Below are 16387 nucleotides of genomic sequence, written 5' to 3'. Positions count from 1 at the left end.
GCGTCAGCCGCACGGGTCCGCCGGCGCGCGGCAGGCGCCGGTGACGGCCGCCATCCAGGCGAGGGCCGCTTCCCGTTGCTCCGGGCGCAGCCCCTCCTCGAGCTCGGCCTCGCGGCGCACGACGGCCGGGAGTGCCTCCTCGTAGCGGGTGCTCCCGAGGCCGGTCAGGTGCAACTGGTGCGTCCTGCGATCGGTGGGATGCGGGGACCGGGTGATCAGGCCGTCGCGTTCCAGGGCGGTGAGCATCTCGTTCGCGGCCTGCCGGGTGCTCCCGACCGAGCGGGCCAGCTGCGCCACTGACATGCCCGGGGATGTCCTGACCATCATCAGGGTCGCGAACTGCGGCACGGTCAGTCCGAACTCCTCCAGCTCGGCACCGATCGCCGCCCGCATGCTGAGCCAGGTGTGGCGGACCAGGAAGCTCAGCACCCGGCCGTGCGTCTGCTCGCCCATGCGGCGACCTCCGAAAATCGCGATTGACAGGAACCTGACGACTTGCCACGCTGTGCTCGTCGTCAGGTACTTGACGAGCATACCCCCGGGCTCGCGGCCAACTCCTCCTGATCCGAAGGCAGTCGTCCATGTCATCCGCCACACCCGCGACATCCACGCCGGCACCCGTCCGTTCCACACCGCCACCGGCCCGACGCCGTCTCATCCTCGGCGTCCTCGTCTTCTCCCAGCTCCTCATCTGGCTCGACGGGACGATCCTGTCCACGGCCTTCGAGACGCTGTCCGACCCCGTCCGGGGATTAGGCGCCACGCCCGGCCAGCTCCAGTGGGCCACGGGCGCCTACACGCTGGCGTTCGCCTGCCTGATGTTCACCGGCGGCGCGCTCGGCGACCGCTTCGGCCACCGCAACACCCTGCTGGCGGGCATGGCCCTGTTCGGCGCCGCCTCCGCCCTCGCCGCCTACGCCGCCACCCCCGCCCAGCTCATCACCGGCCGCGCCGTGATGGGTGTCGGCGCCGCACTGCTCGTCCCGGCCACCATGGCGGTGGTCAGCTGGACCTTCGAGCCCGAGGAGCGGCCGGCGGCCTTCGGGGTGCTGTCGTCCTTCGCCGGCGTCGGTATCGCCGCGGGGCCGATCCTGGCCGGGGCGCTGCTCGCGGCGTTCTGGTGGGGGTCGGTGTTCCTCGTGAACGTACCGGTGGTCGTCATCGGCCTCGGCTTCGTCGCACGGTACGTGCCCAACTTCCGCAGCCCGCAGGTCCGACGCCTCGACCCGGCCGGGCTGGTCCTGTCGACGGGCGGCCTCGGCCTCCTCGCGTACGGCCTGATCCGCGCCGGCCAGGACGCCTCCTTCTCCCACCCCGGCGTCTGGGGCTGCACCGCGGCGGGCATCGCCCTCATCGCGGCGTTCGTCGCCACGGAGCTGCGGATCCCCCACCCCAGTTTCGACCCCCGGCTGCTGGCACAGCGCCGCTTCGCCGCCGGGAACGTCACCCTGATGCTGGTCTTCCTGGCCATGACGGCCGGCTCCTTCTACCTCGCCTTCTACCTTCAAGGGGCCCGCCAGTACTCGGCGTTCCAGGCCTCCCTCCTCGGACTCCCGGCCGCGCTCGGAGTGGTCGTCGGCTCGCCGATCGCCGTCCGGCTGGCCCGCCGGACGTCCGTCCGGCTCGTCTCGTCGGTCTCCCTCACCGTCGCGGCCCTGGCGATGGGGTCCCTGGCACTGTTCGGCGCGACCACACCGATCGCCTGGTACTCGGCGGTCATGGTGGTCCAGGGCACCTCGATCGGCATGGTGATCGCCCCCGTCACGGGAGCGGTACTGGGCTCCCTGCCGCTGGAGCGCTCCGGCGCGGGCAGCGCCGTCAACAGCACCCTGCGCCAGACGGGCAGCGTGCTGGGCATCGCGGCCGGCGGCACGATCACCTCCATCGTCTACCGGCGCTCGATCGACGGCTCCCTCACCGGCCTGCCGGACGAGGTACGGCTCCAGGCCCGGGTTTCGGCAGAGCTCGCCAGGCACGTCGCGGCCGCCACGCACGACGCCGGACTCGCCCGGGCGGCCGACACCGCCTTCTTCCACGCCATGCACGCCGGTGCGCTCTGGACGGCGGGCTTCGCGCTGGCCGGCGCGGCGGTCCTGGCCGTCGGGTTCCGCCCGGAACGCCGTACGGAGCCGGCCGGGGAGGAGGCCGGCCGCCGGGAGGGCTTCAAGGGAGTGGATCACCACACCGCCGTGCGCAAGTCCCCACGCTGAGGGCCGCCTCCCGACGCGTGCACCCGCCCACCACCGACATGCTGGGCGGGCCGGGCCCTTCGCCCCTTCGTACGGGTCTCCGCGCCCGGCGTCGGTCAGCGCAGCCGCTTCCGGAAGGGCGATCCCGTCTTCCTTCCGGCCGGGGGTGCGGCCCCCGGGGTGGAGCCGTCGCCGGGCGGTGCGCCGTAGCACACACGGCCCCGCCGGGGGGCGACCTCGCGGATGCCCGCCCGGGGGGCACGCGGCCGTGGCTACCGTGCTGCGGGACGGCCGGCCCCCGGTGGCGGCCGGGGAGGAGCGGGTGGATGGGGACCGTGGTGGTGGGGTTCCGGCTCGGCTGGGACAGGAAGGGCCGGCAGGCCACGGTGGTGCTCACACAGGCCGGCGTCCTGCACCACAGCCGTGGCCTCCTCGGGCTGCCGCCGCGCCCTTCACGGCCGCAGGCTCCGGCAGGCCCGGACCCGCATCCGGTGCCGCGTCAGGCCGCGACGTTGCGCCGGGTGTACGCGGGGCTGGTCCACCAGGGGTACGGCCGGGAGCTGATCCCGCCGGTCTGCGTCCGCCTCGACACCGACGAACACCCACTCCACCCCCGCCCGTGGGGCGAGCACGCACCCCGGGCCCATCCGGAGCTGATCGCCGACTTCACCGGCGCCGCCCCCGCCGGCCCCGGAACGCTCGACGACGCCCTGACCGCCTTCCACGCCGCGATCGGCCTCATCCCACGACCCCGCACCGCCCTCCCGCCCGGCCCGGCCGGCATCCCCCCGGCGGTCCGCCAGGCGCTGACCACCCTCGCCGACGGCCGCAGCCTCGCCTCCCGCCCGAGGCGCGGCGCCGGATGGACCGTCACCGGCACCGGCGTGCGCCTGCACGCCGGTGCCGTCGGCGAGGACCTCACGCACCGCGAAGTCGCCGAGCTCCAGGCCGCCCTGACGGCCTGGCTGCGCCACCAGCGGCGCCCCCAGACGGAGGCCGGAGGGAAGTGAGCCGGCTCGGGTCCCGGGCGGGCGCCGTCACCCGGAATGCCCATTCATCCGGTTCCTTCCATGCGGGCAGGCCACGGCCTGTGGTTTCCTGGGCCCGCTTCGCACCGTGGCGGTGCGGCTACGTGCAGTGAAGGGGATGGTGTCATGAGCGTTCTGGACATGAAGCTGGACCGGTCGTTCGACGTCTTCGACTCGGACCGAGACGGGCGGCTCGACAAGTCGGACGTCATCGGCCTCTCGGACAGGCTCGCCGAGTCGCTCGGTCTCGCCCCGGACGCCGTGGCCGGGCTCCGCGACTCGCTGGCGGAACTCTGGGACACCGTCTTCCAGCGGATGGACCGGAACGACGACGGCGGAGTCGACCGGCAGGAGTTCCGGGCGGCGTTCCGGGCGCGGATCGTCACGGACCAGAACCGGATCTGGGAGCGGATCAGGAACATGAGCAACGCCTGGACCGAGCTCGGCGACCGTGACGGCGACGGCATGCTGAGCCGTGACGAGTACACCTCCCTGCTGCACGGCATGTTCCGCCTGCCCCACCAGACCTGCGACGAGGCCTTCGACCGGCTGGACGTCGACGGCGACGGGCAGCTGAGCCGTGAGGAGATCAGCTCCGCGATGAAGGAGTACTACACGAGCGAGAACCACGCGGCCCGCGGGAACCAGTTCTTCGGCCGTCTCTGAGACGCGCCCGGGGGCGGGGAGCGGCACCGCGGGCTCCCCGCCCCCTGTCCGGGGAGCGTTCCCGCCGGCCCGCGGCGGCCGCTGCGCGGCCGATTCGTATCGCGTCCCCGCTCGTTGACCGGAGGGAAGCCGATCTTCGCACAACCCTGGAGGACCCCTTGATGGCCGATGCCGCACTGCCGGTGATCGTTCTCTCCGACTCCGATCCGCTCCGCCGGCACGAGACGGCCGAACTGGTGCAAAGCTGGTACCGGACGTCGTTCCGCGTGCTGCAGGTCGGCGGGCCGGCGGAGGTGGTCCGGGCGCTGCACTCACTGGCCGATCGGAACGTACCCGTCGCGGCCGTGCTCGCCGACGAGGCCCCCGAGCCCGGCGCCGCCCACCCCGGTGTGCGCTGGCTGCCCCTGGCCGGGCCCTCAGGCGCCGTACCCGGCGCCCGCGGCGGGTCCCGGAGCGACGAGGAGCGGGCCGAGCACCTCCGCGGCGCGCTCGACGACTCCCTGTGCACCTGGAACGCGGACTGCCACGGCGACCTGCCGACCGCCGAGGTGCGCGGAAGCCGCTTCTCGCCCGCCGCCTACGCGGTGCGCGACTTCCTCGGCCGCAGCGGCGTGATCTTCCGCTGGCTGCCCGAGGAGGAGGGGCGGGAGGCCCCGGTGACCGTCCGGCTCGGCGACGGCACCCGGATGACCGACCCCTCGATCAGCGAGCTGGCCGAGCGGCTCGGCCTCATCCGGCCGGCCGAGCAGGACCACTACGACGTCGCCGTGATCGGCGGCGGTCCCGGGGGCCTGTCCGCGGCCGTGTACGCCGCCGCGGAGGGCATGAGCGTCGTCGTGATCGAGGACGACGCGCCCGGCGGGCAGGCGGGATCGACCTCGCGGATCGAGAACTACCTCGGGTTCCCCGTGGGCCTCACCGGCGGCGACCTGGCCCAGCGCGCCCTGCAACAGGCCCGCCGGGCACGCGTCGAGTGGCAGCCGACCCGGGTGGCCAGCCGGGTCACCCCCACCGGCACGGGCGACCACCGCGTCGAGTTCGTCAAGGCCGGCACGCAGGAGACGGCCTCGGTCACCGCCGCCGCGGTGGTGGTCGCCACCGGAGTGGACTGGAACCGCCTGACCGCTCCCGGCGTCGACCGCCTCCTCCACTCGGGGGTGTACTACGGCTCGTGCCTGTCCGACGCCCCCTCCACCGTCGGGGAGGACGTGTACATGGTGGGCGCGGGCAACTCCGCCGGACAGGCCGCCCTCTACTTCGCGCGCTACGCCCGCTCAGTCACCCTGCTCGTACGGGGCACCGACCTCGGCGCCTCCATGTCGAGCTACTTGGTGCAGCGCATCGAGCGGACCCCGGGTCTGCGGGTCCTGCTGGGCACCGAGGTGGCCGAGTGCCTCGGCGGGGCGACGCTCACCGGGCTGAGGCTGCGCGAGCGCGACGGCGGCGAGCGGGCCGTCACCGCGCACTGCCTGTACGTCCTCATCGGCGGCCGGCCCTCGACCGAGTGGCTGGGCGGCGCGCTGAAGCTCGACGAGCGCGGCTACGTCCTGACTGGAAGCGGCGGAGCCGGCCCGGGCGCGCTGCAGATGGAGACCAGCGTGCCGGGGGTGTTCGCGGTGGGTGACGTCCGGTCCGGATCCGTCAAGCGGGTCGGTGCCGCGGTCGGCGAGGGTGCCGCGGTCGCCCAGTCCCTCGTCGAGTACCGGCGGCGGCACCCCGACCGCTTCCGGGACGCGCGAGCGGCATGCGGCTTCTGACCGGACCCGGCCGGCCGCCGTGACCGCCCGTTCGGTCACGGCGTCCGGCCGGGCGCACACATGGCCACGGCGACTCCGTACGGGCACACGGCGTGCCGAAGCCCGGTCCGGCCGCGGCGGTCGGGCGCGCCGGGAGTGGGGGCGCGGCGGTCAGCGGGGCTCGTCCTCCGGATGCGCCTGCGTCTTCAGCGTCCAGTACTCGCCCAGGCACACGTCCTGCAGCGGCGGAAAGCGGTGCCCCTTCACATCGGTGCTCCAGTGGTGCTCGCCGCCGCAGTCGCACTCGTAGATCCCGCTGGCCGGCACGATCTCGCCCGGGTGCCAGGAGGTCTTCTCGTCGGTCATGCACCGCGCCTACCCGCCGTGCCGTCATCCAGGCCTGCGACGCGCGCCCCCGCGGCAGTGCACCCGCACTCCTGCGGGAATACCGCGGTCCCCTCTTTCCGTTCCCAGTATGGTTGAATCATGAACAATCTTGGGAAGGGGAGCCATGCAGTTCGGGATCTTCACCGTCGGTGACGTCACGCCCGATCCGACGACCGGACGTGCGCCCGCCGAGCACGAGCGGATCAAGGCGATGCTCGCGATCGCGGAGAAGGCCGAGGAGGTCGGCCTCGACGTCTTCGCCACCGGTGAGCACCACAACCCGCCGTTCGTCCCCTCCTCGCCGACGACGATGCTCGGCTACATCGCCGCGCGCACCGAGAAGCTGATCCTGTCCACGTCCACGACGCTGATCACCACGAACGACCCGGTGAAGATCGCCGAGGACTTCGCGATGCTCCAGCACATCGCCGACGGACGCGTCGACCTGATGACGGGACGCGGCAACACCGGTCCGGTCTATCCCTGGTTCGGCAAGGACATCCGCGACGGCATCGACCTCGCCATCGAGAACTACGCACTGCTGCGCCGCCTGTGGGACGAGGACGTGGTCACCTGGAACGGCAAGTTCCGTACGCCGCTCCAGTCCTTCACCTCGACCCCGCGCCCGCTCGACGGCGTCGCCCCCTTCGTGTGGCACGGCTCCATCCGCTCGCCGGAGATCGCCGAGCAGGCCGCGTACTACGGCGACGGGTTCTTCCACAACAACATCTTCTGGCCGGCCTCCCACACCCGGCAGATGGTGAACCTCTACCGCCAGCGGTACGCCCACTACGGGCACGGCACCCCCGAGCAGGCCATCGTCGGACTCGGCGGCCAGGTGTTCATGCGCAGGAACTCGCAGGACGCGGTCCGCGAGTTCCGCCCCTACTTCGACAACGCGCCGGTGTACGGCCACGGCCCCTCCCTCGAGGAGTTCACCTCCCAGACCCCGCTGACCGTCGGCTCGCCGCAGCAGGTCATCGAGCGGACCCTCTCCTTCAGGGACTACGCCGGCGACTACCAGCGCCAGCTGTTCCTGCTCGACCACGCGGGCCTGCCCCTGAAGACCGTCCTGGAGCAGCTCGACCTGCTGGGCGAGGAGGTCGTCCCGGTGCTCCGCAAGGAGTTCGCGAACCTGCGCCCGGCCGGTGTGCCGGACGCGCCGACGCACGCGGCCCGCGTGGCGGCGGCCCGGAACACCACCACGACGGGGGAGGGACGGGCATGAAGCTCGTCGTCGTATCGGCGGGGCTGAGCTCGCCCTCGTCGGCGCGACGGGCGGCACCGCCCGGCACTCCCTGGTCACCGAACACGCCCTGCGCCCGCTCGTCGTACCGACCGCCGTGTACGCGGCCTCGGAGGACCGGAGCGAGGAGGGACTGGCGCAGCGGCTCACCCGTGCGGGCGCGGAGCTGGCGCGCTCCATGACCTCCGCCGGGGGCGACGCCCCGGACGCGGCCACCGCCGCCGCGGTCGCGCCCCGTTCCGCTACGGGGGCGGTCACTTCGGTGGACCCGGCCGACGGCTTCACGGCGGTGCCCTTCGAACAGCGACTGGCCGCGCTGCGGGCACACTAGCCGGGCCGGCGGAGGCCCACCCGGCGTACCGCGCGGTGGACCCGGCTGCCGCGCTCGTGGCGCAGCCGGGAGTGCCGGTCCAGTTCCTCCATGAGCCGCTGGGACCGCTTGTCCACGTCGAGTTCGTCCAGCACCCGGTCGATGTCGGCGAGCAGGGCGCCGTGCAGCTGCCACTGCGCCGGTGAGGTGTGCAGCTGCTCCAGCAGCAGGCGCGCCAGCAGGTCCCGGCTCTCCCGCGCCATCCCCAGCTCGCGCGTGAGCCGCTCCTCCTGCTCCTCGGCGTTCGTGGTGACCTGGGCGGTGATCAGCCGGGAGAAGCTGTGCACGGCGAGTGCCATGTGCCCGAAGAGGTCCTGCAGGGCCGCGGTCACCGCAGGGGTGAACAGGGGCTCGTCGGCGCGGGCCTTCGCCAGGTCGGTGAGCGCCCGCGCCGAGACGCGCAGGACCACCGCGCAGATCTCGAGCGTGTCCAGGCCCGTACGCAGGACCAGCCGGAACATCAGCCCTTCCCGTACGCGCGGGTTCATGCGCAGGCTGTCCTCCGCCTGGCGCAGGGCGGCGTCCACCTCGGCGATGTCGTTGTCGAGCCGGCGTGCCTCGTGCAGCCGCAGCGCGGTCCCGGCGACGGTGGTGCGCCCGGTGAGTTCGTCCGACATCCCGGTCATGAGCGCGGCCATGCGGGAGGCGAGGTCGTCGATGGCCCGGCTGGCGGGCTCCACCCAGACCGGCGGGGCGAACAGCAGGTTGAAGCCGAGCCCGACGACCGCGCCGATCAGCGTCTCCAGCACCCTGTCCCAGGCGGTGTCGGCCACCCGGGTGACGCCGAGGACCAGCATCGCGCTGATCGCCACCTCGGGGACGAACTCGTCCACTCTGACCAGGTGTCCCACCACCAGCGAGGCCAGGATGACCAGCCCGAGGCTCCACCAGGTCAGGCCCACGAGCGCGCTGAAGCCGATCGCGATCAGGACCCCGGCCACGACCGAGTTCACGCGGCGCACCCCGGTGGTGAGGGTCGAGTACAGGGTCACCTGGACCACGAGCAGGGCGGTGAGCGGGGCCGTCAGCGGCGCGGGCTCGTGGCTGAGCCGGAGCGCGACGACGTACGACACCACGGCGGCCCCGGTCGACCGGACGCTCTGCACCACCACGGGGTCCCGGCGCCAGGACAGCAGCCGGCGCAGGAGGTGACGGGAGGGAGGGAAGGGGCGTGCGAGTCGGGGCATACCTTCCCCTGTTCCCCGTCGGCCGCGATGATCACGTTCGGGTTGCCGCGATCACGGGGGCGCCGCTCCCGGCCGGCCCGGCCTCCGCCCCGATCCCGGGAGCACGCCGCCGGGGTCCGGCGCCGGAGCGCCCCGCACCGCTGAGGCAGGATGACCCCGTGGACCCCCTGACCCGAACCCGTGACCGCGCCGCCGGACCCGCCCCCGAGGCCGTACGGATCCGTCGGGCCGCCGCCGCGGCCGCGGTGGTGACCGTCGGCGCGGGGCTGGGGCTGAGGGCCGTGGCGGCGGGCAGCGTGGCCAAGTACGGCGGAGACGCGCTGTACACCGTCCTGCTGCTCGCCCTCATCGTCCTGGCCGCGCCCCGGATGCCGCCCGCGCGCGCCGCCGCGTCAGCGCTGGCCGCGAGCTGGGCCGTCGAACTCCTCCAGCTCAGCACCCTGCCCGCGGAACTCTCGCAGCGCAGCGTCGTCGCCCGGCTGGTACTCGGTTCCACCTTCAACGCACCCGATCTCCTCTGGTACGCCGTCGGCGCGGCAGCCGGCTGGCTCCTGCACACGGCGATGAACCGCAGGGCCGTCGAACGGGCCGGCCGGAGGACGAAGGGACCCGTCCGGGCACACGGCGCCCCCTGAAGCCGAACACCCCTCCTGGCTGCGGCGCAGTGCGTCCCGCAACCGGCCGGCTGCCGTGACCCTCGTGCCGGGTGGGCGGGCGCGGCTCCCGCACCGCCCGGCAGGGACACCAGGCGCCCCTTGCGGGGGTGTTGCCGGCGGCGCACGTGAGGGCGCCGTTGCCGGGTAGGTACGGGGCATGGACGGTATGCGGAACGAACCGAAGGCCGATGACCTGCTCGCGGGCCTGCGGGTGGACACGAGCCAGCCGGAACAGCCCGTGCTGCTGGAGGCGGACGGCGCTCCCATCCGCACATGGCGCGAGAACTACCCCTACGACCGCAAGATCGGCCGGAAGGAGTACGAAAGGACGAAGCGGGTCCTGCAGATCGAGCTGCTCAAGCTGCAGCGCTGGGTGAAGGCCTCGGGGGCCCGGCTGGTGGTGATCTGCGAAGGCAGGGACGCCGCGGGCAAGGGCGGAACCATCCAGCGGTTCACCGAACGGCTCAACCCCCGGGGCGCTCGGATCGTCGCCCTCGACAAGCCGACCGAGCGGGAGGCGGGGCAGTGGTACTTCCAGCGGTACATCGCCCACCTCCCGGCCAAGGGAGAGATCGTCTTCTTCGACCGTTCCTGGTACAACCGCTCGGGCGTCGAGAAGGTCATGGGCTTCTGCACCGAGGAGGAGCACGCCCTCTTCCTGCGGCAGTGCCCGGCTTTCGAGGCCATGCTGGTCGAGGACGGGACGCTGCTGGTCAAGTTCTGGTTCTCGGTCTCCCGCGCGGAGCAGCGCACCCGTTTCGCGATCAGGCAGGTCGATCCGGTGCGCCAGTGGAAACTGTCCCCGACCGACCTCGCCTCCTTGGACCTGTGGGACGCGTACACCGTCGCCAAGGTGGAGATGTTCCGCGCGACCGACACCGCCGAGGCGCCGTGGACGGTGGTCAAGAGCAACGACAAACGCCGGGCCCGGCTGGCCGCGATGCGCTACCTGCTGTGGCGCGTCGACTACGACAACAAGGACGACCGGGCCGTCGGCCAGCCCGACCCCCTCATCGTCGGCGCCGCCGACACCCTGCTGGAGCCGGGAGAGGAACCCGCCACCCTTTCCCCCACCTCCCTGGCCGGCCCGGCGGCGGGCCGCGGCCTGCACCCCGCTCCTCCGGAGGGAAGCGCGTGACGCGGTCGGCGGTGCCCCGTACACCGGACGGAGCGGGTTCGTCCGCTTCGCCGGGCCGAGTGCGGGTAGCCGGGCGGTGACAGCAGCGCACGGCACGAGGACAAGGGGATTCGATGATCACGCAGGAGCAGGTGACGGCCATGGTCGGGTGTACGGCGTACACGGACCAGGGCCAGCGGCTGGGCGGGGTGGACTACGTCCTGGTGGACGACACCACCGGCAGGCCCGAATGGGTCCGCATCACCGACCGGGCCTCCGGGCTGGGAGGCGTCTTCGTCCCGTTGCGCCACGCGGAACTGGAGGACCAGCGTCTGGTGCTGCCGTACGCCGTCTCCCTGATCGAACGGGCCCCCTGCGCGGCGCTGGACTGCGGCAGCGTCCTCTCGGTGGCGGAGGAGCAGCAGCTGTTCGCGCATTACGGGATCCGGGACGCCCGGGAAGAGGTGAACGCCGAGAGCGGCGCGGGGTGGGGGCGGATGGACCGGGCGGCTGCCATCCGGGAAGGCACGGCCGGCCAGGAAGCGCTCGTGTCCCGGCTCCGGCCGGCGCAGCCCGGGCGGTGACAGCGGCCGTGAGGTAGGCGGGGTGGCGGGAGGCCGTCAACGGGGCCGGTGCGGGCCCCTCGGGCCGAACGGCACCCGGATCCGCCCGGAATCACCGCCTCCCGGCGTACCCGCCCGGCCCCGCCCACAACCGACCGCCCCCGGTTCTGCGTCCTCCTGGCCGAACCATCTCCGGCCGACCGGTGCGGAGCAGCGTCGAACCTGGAGAGCGCCATCACCACGTCCACCCCCGACCGACCCGGCCCGACCACGCCGGCCCGCCGCACGCCCGCCATCGGCAGGCTGCTCCTGGGCGGTGTGGCGGGCGTCCTGCTGACCGCCACCGTCCTGACGGTCCTGTGGTGGCCCCGGACCGAGGTGACGTACCGCAGCACCGCCCCCACGACCATCGCCTACTCCGACGAGTCGGCCCACTTCCTGACGCTGGTGCACCAGCACAGCCTGTCCGGACGGGAGTCCTACCGGATGGTGATCGGCAGGTCTCCCGGCGTGTCCTACGGACACTGGCTGGACGTCGATACCGCCCTGGGCGCCAAGGGCATCGAATCCACGACGTGGACGGAGTCCGGGGTACGGGTCCGCTTCCCGACCGGGCACGAGGTCTTCGTCCCGGCCCGCTCCTTCCTGGGGGGCAGGTGACGGCGGTCGTCCTGCCGCATACCGACCGCACCCGGCGATGACCCGCCTACCCGCGGGGCGGCCGGGCGGGCGTCCCGGAAAGGGTGCCGGACTGCTCGGCCGCACGGGCGATGTTGCGGGCCATCCCGCCGAACACCGCCGCGTGGAAGGGACTCACGGCCCACCAGTACAGGTGGCCCAGCAGGCCGTGCGGGTGGAAGAGGGCACGCTGCCGGTAGCGGGACCGGCCCGCGTGCACCGGGTGGGGTTCCGCGTACATCTCCAGCCAGGCCAGACCGGGCACCCGCATCTCGGCGCGCAGCCGCAACAGCCGGCCCGGCTCGATCTCCTCGACCCGCCAGAAGTCGAGCGCGTCACCCACCCGCAGCCGGACGGCGTCGCGGCGGCCGCGGCGGATGCCGGCACCGCCGGCCAGCCGGTCCAGCCAGCCGCGGACGGCCCAGGCCAGCGGGAAGGAGTACCAGCCGTGTTCACCGCCGATGCCCTCCACCACCCGCCACAGCGCGGCCGGCGGGGCCGCCACCTCGGCCTCGCGGTGGTCGGTGTACAGGCTGCCGCCGGCCCAGTCGGGGTCGGTGGGCAGCGGATCGCTGGGGGCGCCGGGCAGGGAGGCGGAGGACCACCGGGTGCTCACCTGCGCCTCCCGGACCCGCTCGAGGGCGAAGGCCAACGCCCGGTCGAAAGCGAGCGGGGTGCCGGGCGGGTCCGGTACCCAGTGGGCGATGTCGTGCTCCGCGCACACCACCTCGTGGCGCAGGGACTCCGCCAGCGGACGGGCCAGAGCCCGGGGGACCGGTGTCACCAGGCCGATCCAGAGACTGGAAAGGCCCGGGCTGAGCATGGGCACGCGCAGGATCCGCCGCCGCGGGAGCTCGGCGACAGCGGCGTAGCGCTGCATCATCTCCTCGTACGTGAGGACGTCCGGGCCGCCGATGTCGAAGGTCCGGCTGACCTCGGGCGGCATGCGGGCGCTCCCGACGAGGTAGCGGAGCACGTCGCGGATGGCGATGGGCTGCACCCGGGTGCCCACCCAGCTCGGCGTGATCATGACCGGCAGCCGTTCCGTCAGGTACCGCAGCATCTCGAAGGAGGCCGACCCCGAGCCGATGACCACGGCGGCCCGCAGCACGGTGCACGGGACACCGGAGTCCAGCAGGATCCGGCCCACCTCGGCGCGGGAGCGCAGGTGCGGCGAGAGGCGTTCGGGGGACGGCCCACCGGGGGTGAGGCCGCCGAGGTAGACGATGCGCCGTACGCCGGCGAGCCGCGCCCGCTCGGCGAAGAGACGGGCCGCGGCCCGGTCGCGCTCCTCGAACCCGGGGCCGGCGCTCAGGGCGTGCACCAGGTAGTAGGCCACGTCCACCCCGCGCAGGGCGGCGTCCAGCGAGCCCGGGTCGGTGACATCGCCGCGCACCACGTGGGCGCGGTCGGCCCAGGGATGGTCGCGCAGCCGTTCGGGTGAGCGGGCCAGCGCCCGGACCCGGTATCCGGCGTCGAGGAGCTCGGGCACCAGACGGCCGCCGATGTAGCCGGTGGCACCGGTGACCAGGCACAGGTCAGCCGTCATGGCTCGTCACCCTCCCGACGCGGCGGGCTGCCCGGCGCGTCCCGCGTTCCCGCTCGTCACCTGCCATGGGGTAGCTCCTCCCTCGGGTGGCGGGGCGCGGCGGCGCCGCACCCTTCCGAGCGTGGACCGGGCACCGCCGGGGCGCAAAACGCAGCGGTTCCGCGTCGTTTCGGCCGCATCCGCATCCGCATCCGCATCCGCATCCGTGTCCGCACCGCATCGATCATCCGCATCCGATCATCCGGCACCGGCACCGGCACCGGCACCGGCACCGGCGCCGGCGCCGGCGCCGGCATCCGGCACCCGGCATCCCGCGTCCCGAGAGTGGCCTTCCGCACCCCGCCGATCTCGTGCATTCGCCACGGCGTCGAGCGTGTGAACCGGGTGGCCCGCGCCGGACGGTGTTTGCTGGGCGCAGGAGGCCGCCTGAGAGGCCCCCCTGCCCCGGGAGGAACCGCAGACATGAAGTTCGCGCAGATCATCGACTTCGAGACGGAACGCATCGACGAGGTGCGCGACCTGCTCCGCGCCTACGAGGAGCGGGCCCGCACGCAGGGGCGCAGCGGTGCGCCCGTCGCCCGTACCCTCCTCAAGGACCGCGCCAACCCCAACCGCTACCTCGCGGTGGTCCACTTCGAATCCCATGACGCGGCCATGGCGAACAGCGACGCCCCGGAGACCAACGAGCTGGCCCAGGCGCTCTCGGCACTCATGACCCGGCCGACCGCCTACACCGACTGCGACATCGTCGACCAGCAGGGCGCCGGCTGACCCCTGCCGACCGCTGCCGAGCGGGGGGTGGGACCTTCGGTGCGGCTGGACACGGGACCCTGTGTCGTAACAGAATTGGTTGCGACACAGGGGGGCGACGGCTCCGGGCACGGGAGGTCTCATGGGTACGAGCAGCCGCATGACCGTGGCCACGCACGCTCTGGCCTGGATGGCGCGGTACTGCCCCGGGCGCTCCGGCGGCATCGTGACGTCCGAGCAGATCGCCCTCAGCGTCAACACCAACCCCGTCGTCATCCGCCGCGCTCTCGGGAGCCTGCGTGACGCCGGACTGGTGGAGTCGCAGCGCGGGCAGGGTGCGGGCTGGCGGCTGGCCCGCCCTCCGGAATCGATCACCTTGAGGGACGTCTACCTCGCCGTCGAGCCGGAGCCCCTCATCGCCCTGCACTCCTCGCCGCCCAACCGGGAGTGCCCCGTCGGGCGGGCCGTCCCGTCCGTGCTGCGGGAGGTGTACGACCGTGCGGAGGAGTCGATGAGGGCCGAACTGGCCGCCGTCACCGTCGCCGACGTGGCGAGGGCGACGGTCGCCCGAACCTGAGCCGCCGCACGGCCCGTCCAGGCCGGTCCCGAGGGGCCGGCCTTCCTTTCCCCCCTTGTCGTAACTCAACTTGTTACATCATGTGATCCACCGACCTCGAGGAGCGAACGACAGTGATCATCACAGAACGCCTCCGGCTGCGCCCCCTCACCGAAGCCGACACCGCATGGTGGGTGGACCTCCACGCCGACGAGGAGGTCAACCGGTTCGTCGGCAGCTACACCCCGGAGCAAGCCGCGGCGCGCCTGCGCGCGATACAGCGGCAGTGGGACCAGCGCGGCCACGGACTGTGCGCCGTCGAACTGCGCGGCACCGGCGAGGTGATCGGACGCTGCGGCCTGAACTGGTGGGAGGAGTTCGACGAGACCGAGGCCGGCTGGACCCTCGCCCGGGCGCACTGGGGGCGCGGCTACGCCACGGAAGCGGCCCGGGCGGTTCTGGAATGGGGCTTCGGGACCCTGGGCCTCCAGCAGATCACCGCCATGATCCATCACGGCAACACCGCCTCCACCACCGTCGCCCGGCGGCTCGGATTCACCCGCCTCCGCGAGGACGCGGTCCTCGGCCGGCCCTGCACCGTCTACGCCCTGGCCCGGGACGACTTCTCTCCCCGCTGAACGTACGGCCGCACCGTCATCCCCTACTCCCCGCCTACTGGTGGGGATCGAAGGGGATGCCCGCCGGTTTGGCCTCGGCGAGGTGGGAGGAGAAGGAACCGTCCTTCAGACCGAAGTGGGCACTGCCGAAGTCCGCCTGGCTGAGCTTGTCCCGGAGCGTCGCGGGGTAGCCCGACCAGCCGACCAGAGCGGGGAACTGCCAGGCGCGCAGGTGGTTCTCCGGCGGCTCGTCGTTGGAGTTCGCCGGACGGAAGCAGTGCGTACCGGCGCCGTCCTTGTGGTAGACGATCTTCGGATGTGTGCCGTCCCAGCGGATCTGGTCGCGCGTGTGGATGTTGAAGTCGCCGTGGGCCGAGGTGGCGACGTACTTCGCCTCGCCGCCCTGGATCCACACCGCGACGTGTTCCCAGTCGTGGCGGTGGCCGCCGAGGCTGATGCCGGGGATGGCCTGGTCCTTCTCGAAGTACAGCGCGTACACCACGACGCACCAGCCGTTGTTGCAGGCCGAGCGGGCGTAGCCGTTGGTGTTGGCGAGGTCCGAGGCGTCGTGACAGTTGCCGTTGAGCGCGCCCGTGGGGCTGAGGCCGCCGTTCAGCACCCCGGTCGGACCGATGGCGGGCGTCGGATAGCAGCCGTCCGTGTCGTAGTCGTACGCCGGCTGGAAGGCCAGCTCCATGGCGTCGGCGTTGGCCGGCAGCGCCGGGGGCGGAGCCGCGAAGGCCACCTGAGGCACGGCGACGACCAGCGCGAGTGCGGCGCCGACGGTGACGAACGATCTCCGGGCGTGATGACTCGTCCGCACAGCGGGCCTCCGGCGGGTCGGGGTTCGGCGGAGCGCGGATCCCGGCCGGGCCGGCGGGTGCGCCGGAAGCATCATTGGGGAACGCCGACGGCACGACAAGAGCCGCGGCCCCGACTCTTCACGGCGGCACCGCTTCGCAACACGGTTGAATGCGGGGCGAGTTGGGCAGGATCCGGCTCGCGCGGCGCCTTGCCGAGGGGGGGGGGGGGGGGGGGGGGGGGGGGGGGGGGGGGGGGGGAGGGGAGGTGGGGGGGGGGGGGGGGGCCGGG

17 protein-coding genes and 1 pseudogene are annotated in these 16387 nt (G+C 73.2%); 13 read left to right on the top strand and 5 right to left on the bottom strand.

Translation table 11 applies throughout. The annotated features are described in order from the left end of the window. Window positions 1-3: 3 nt before the first annotated feature. Window positions 4-453: a MarR family winged helix-turn-helix transcriptional regulator gene (locus tag ACZ4WZ_RS23545; RefSeq protein WP_467893139.1), complete on the bottom strand. Its 450-nt coding sequence runs from the start codon at window positions 451-453 to the stop codon at window positions 4-6. A 128-nt stretch (window positions 454-581) separates the two neighbouring features. Between ACZ4WZ_RS23545 and ACZ4WZ_RS23540 the strand changes: the two genes are divergently transcribed. The 4 genes from ACZ4WZ_RS23540 to ACZ4WZ_RS23525 all read left to right on the top strand — a co-directional run bounded on the left by ACZ4WZ_RS23540 (window position 582) and on the right by ACZ4WZ_RS23525 (window position 5640). Continuing rightward, window positions 582-2210, top strand: coding sequence for an MFS transporter (locus ACZ4WZ_RS23540; RefSeq protein ID WP_467893137.1), 1629 nt, complete (start codon window positions 582-584; stop codon window positions 2208-2210). 305 nt (window positions 2211-2515) lie between these two features. Further along, window positions 2516-3199 carry a hypothetical protein gene (locus ACZ4WZ_RS23535; protein ID WP_467893136.1) on the top strand — a complete coding sequence of 228 codons (684 nt, stop codon included), beginning with the start codon at window positions 2516-2518 and terminating at the stop codon, window positions 3197-3199. 144 nt (window positions 3200-3343) lie between these two features. Further along, window positions 3344-3883 carry an EF-hand domain-containing protein gene (locus ACZ4WZ_RS23530; RefSeq protein WP_467893135.1) on the top strand — a complete coding sequence of 180 codons (540 nt, stop codon included), beginning with the start codon at window positions 3344-3346 and terminating at the stop codon, window positions 3881-3883. Window positions 3884-4044: 161 nt separating this feature from the next. Further along, entirely contained in the window at window positions 4045-5640 is a 1596-nt protein-coding gene (locus tag ACZ4WZ_RS23525; protein WP_467893134.1) for an NAD(P)/FAD-dependent oxidoreductase, read from the top strand. 150 nt (window positions 5641-5790) lie between these two features. Here the strand turns inward: ACZ4WZ_RS23525 and ACZ4WZ_RS23520 are convergent, their stop codons facing one another. Further along, window positions 5791-5985 (bottom strand): hypothetical protein, encoded by a 195-nt coding sequence (locus ACZ4WZ_RS23520; protein WP_467893132.1) that lies wholly within the window; start codon window positions 5983-5985, stop codon window positions 5791-5793. Between the two features lie 145 nt (window positions 5986-6130). On the opposite strand from ACZ4WZ_RS23520, the gene ACZ4WZ_RS23515 reads away from it, so the two are divergent. Together ACZ4WZ_RS23515 and ACZ4WZ_RS23510 are read left to right on the top strand one after the other, a co-directional pair. Further along, a complete protein-coding gene (locus tag ACZ4WZ_RS23515; protein WP_467893130.1) occupies window positions 6131-7234 on the top strand; it encodes an LLM class flavin-dependent oxidoreductase in 1104 nt (367 codons plus the stop codon). A 34-nt stretch (window positions 7235-7268) separates the two neighbouring features. Next, window positions 7269-7583 (top strand): annotated as a pseudogene (locus tag ACZ4WZ_RS23510) (NADPH-dependent FMN reductase family protein); the annotation flags it as partial. Here ACZ4WZ_RS23510 and ACZ4WZ_RS23505 read toward each other — a convergent pair. Further along, window positions 7580-8809: an FUSC family protein gene (locus tag ACZ4WZ_RS23505; protein ID WP_467893128.1), complete on the bottom strand. Its 1230-nt coding sequence runs from the start codon at window positions 8807-8809 to the stop codon at window positions 7580-7582. The pseudogene ACZ4WZ_RS23510 and the gene ACZ4WZ_RS23505 sit on opposite strands and share 4 nt — an antisense overlap. 167 nt (window positions 8810-8976) lie before the next feature. On the opposite strand from ACZ4WZ_RS23505, the gene ACZ4WZ_RS23500 reads away from it, so the two are divergent. From ACZ4WZ_RS23500 to ACZ4WZ_RS23485, 4 genes are all read left to right on the top strand, one after another. Continuing rightward, window positions 8977-9444 (top strand): ribosomal maturation YjgA family protein, encoded by a 468-nt coding sequence (locus ACZ4WZ_RS23500; RefSeq protein ID WP_467893182.1) that lies wholly within the window; start codon window positions 8977-8979, stop codon window positions 9442-9444. A gap of 178 nt (window positions 9445-9622) precedes the next feature. Continuing rightward, the gene (ppk2, locus tag ACZ4WZ_RS23495) at window positions 9623-10603 is read left to right on the top strand and encodes a polyphosphate kinase 2 (protein ID WP_467893126.1); all 981 of its coding nucleotides are present in this window, start codon (window positions 9623-9625) and stop codon (window positions 10601-10603) included. A gap of 113 nt (window positions 10604-10716) precedes the next feature. Further along, window positions 10717-11166, top strand: coding sequence for a PRC-barrel domain-containing protein (locus ACZ4WZ_RS23490; RefSeq protein ID WP_467893124.1), 450 nt, complete (start codon window positions 10717-10719; stop codon window positions 11164-11166). 48 nt (window positions 11167-11214) lie between these two features. Further along, complete coding sequence (locus ACZ4WZ_RS23485) at window positions 11215-11805, top strand: hypothetical protein (protein ID WP_467893123.1); 591 nt, start codon at window positions 11215-11217, stop codon at window positions 11803-11805. Between the two features lie 46 nt (window positions 11806-11851). Here the strand turns inward: ACZ4WZ_RS23485 and ACZ4WZ_RS23480 are convergent, their stop codons facing one another. Then, window positions 11852-13372: an SDR family oxidoreductase gene (locus ACZ4WZ_RS23480; RefSeq protein ID WP_467893122.1), complete on the bottom strand. Its 1521-nt coding sequence runs from the start codon at window positions 13370-13372 to the stop codon at window positions 11852-11854. A gap of 462 nt (window positions 13373-13834) precedes the next feature. Here ACZ4WZ_RS23480 and ACZ4WZ_RS23475 point away from each other — a divergent pair, with 462 nt between their 5' ends. The 3 genes from ACZ4WZ_RS23475 to ACZ4WZ_RS23465 all read left to right on the top strand — a co-directional run bounded on the left by ACZ4WZ_RS23475 (window position 13835) and on the right by ACZ4WZ_RS23465 (window position 15316). Then, window positions 13835-14143 carry a hypothetical protein gene (locus ACZ4WZ_RS23475; protein WP_467893120.1) on the top strand — a complete coding sequence of 103 codons (309 nt, stop codon included), beginning with the start codon at window positions 13835-13837 and terminating at the stop codon, window positions 14141-14143. Between the two features lie 121 nt (window positions 14144-14264). Continuing rightward, entirely contained in the window at window positions 14265-14699 is a 435-nt protein-coding gene (locus ACZ4WZ_RS23470) for an Rrf2 family transcriptional regulator (protein WP_467893118.1), read from the top strand. Window positions 14700-14812: 113 nt separating this feature from the next. Further along, window positions 14813-15316, top strand: a complete 504-nt coding sequence (locus tag ACZ4WZ_RS23465; RefSeq protein WP_467893116.1) for a GNAT family N-acetyltransferase — start codon at window positions 14813-14815, stop codon at window positions 15314-15316. Between the two features lie 34 nt (window positions 15317-15350). Here ACZ4WZ_RS23465 and ACZ4WZ_RS23460 read toward each other — a convergent pair whose 3' ends face one another. Continuing rightward, the gene (locus ACZ4WZ_RS23460; RefSeq protein WP_467893114.1) at window positions 15351-16118 is read right to left on the bottom strand and encodes an NPP1 family protein; all 768 of its coding nucleotides are present in this window, start codon (window positions 16116-16118) and stop codon (window positions 15351-15353) included. Between the last annotated feature and the right edge of the window lie 269 nt (window positions 16119-16387).

The organism is Streptomyces sp. NPDC029122, from assembly GCF_055569445.1.
Note: the sequence above shows the minus strand (reverse complement) of the source record. Positions and strands in the feature narration are given on the sequence as shown.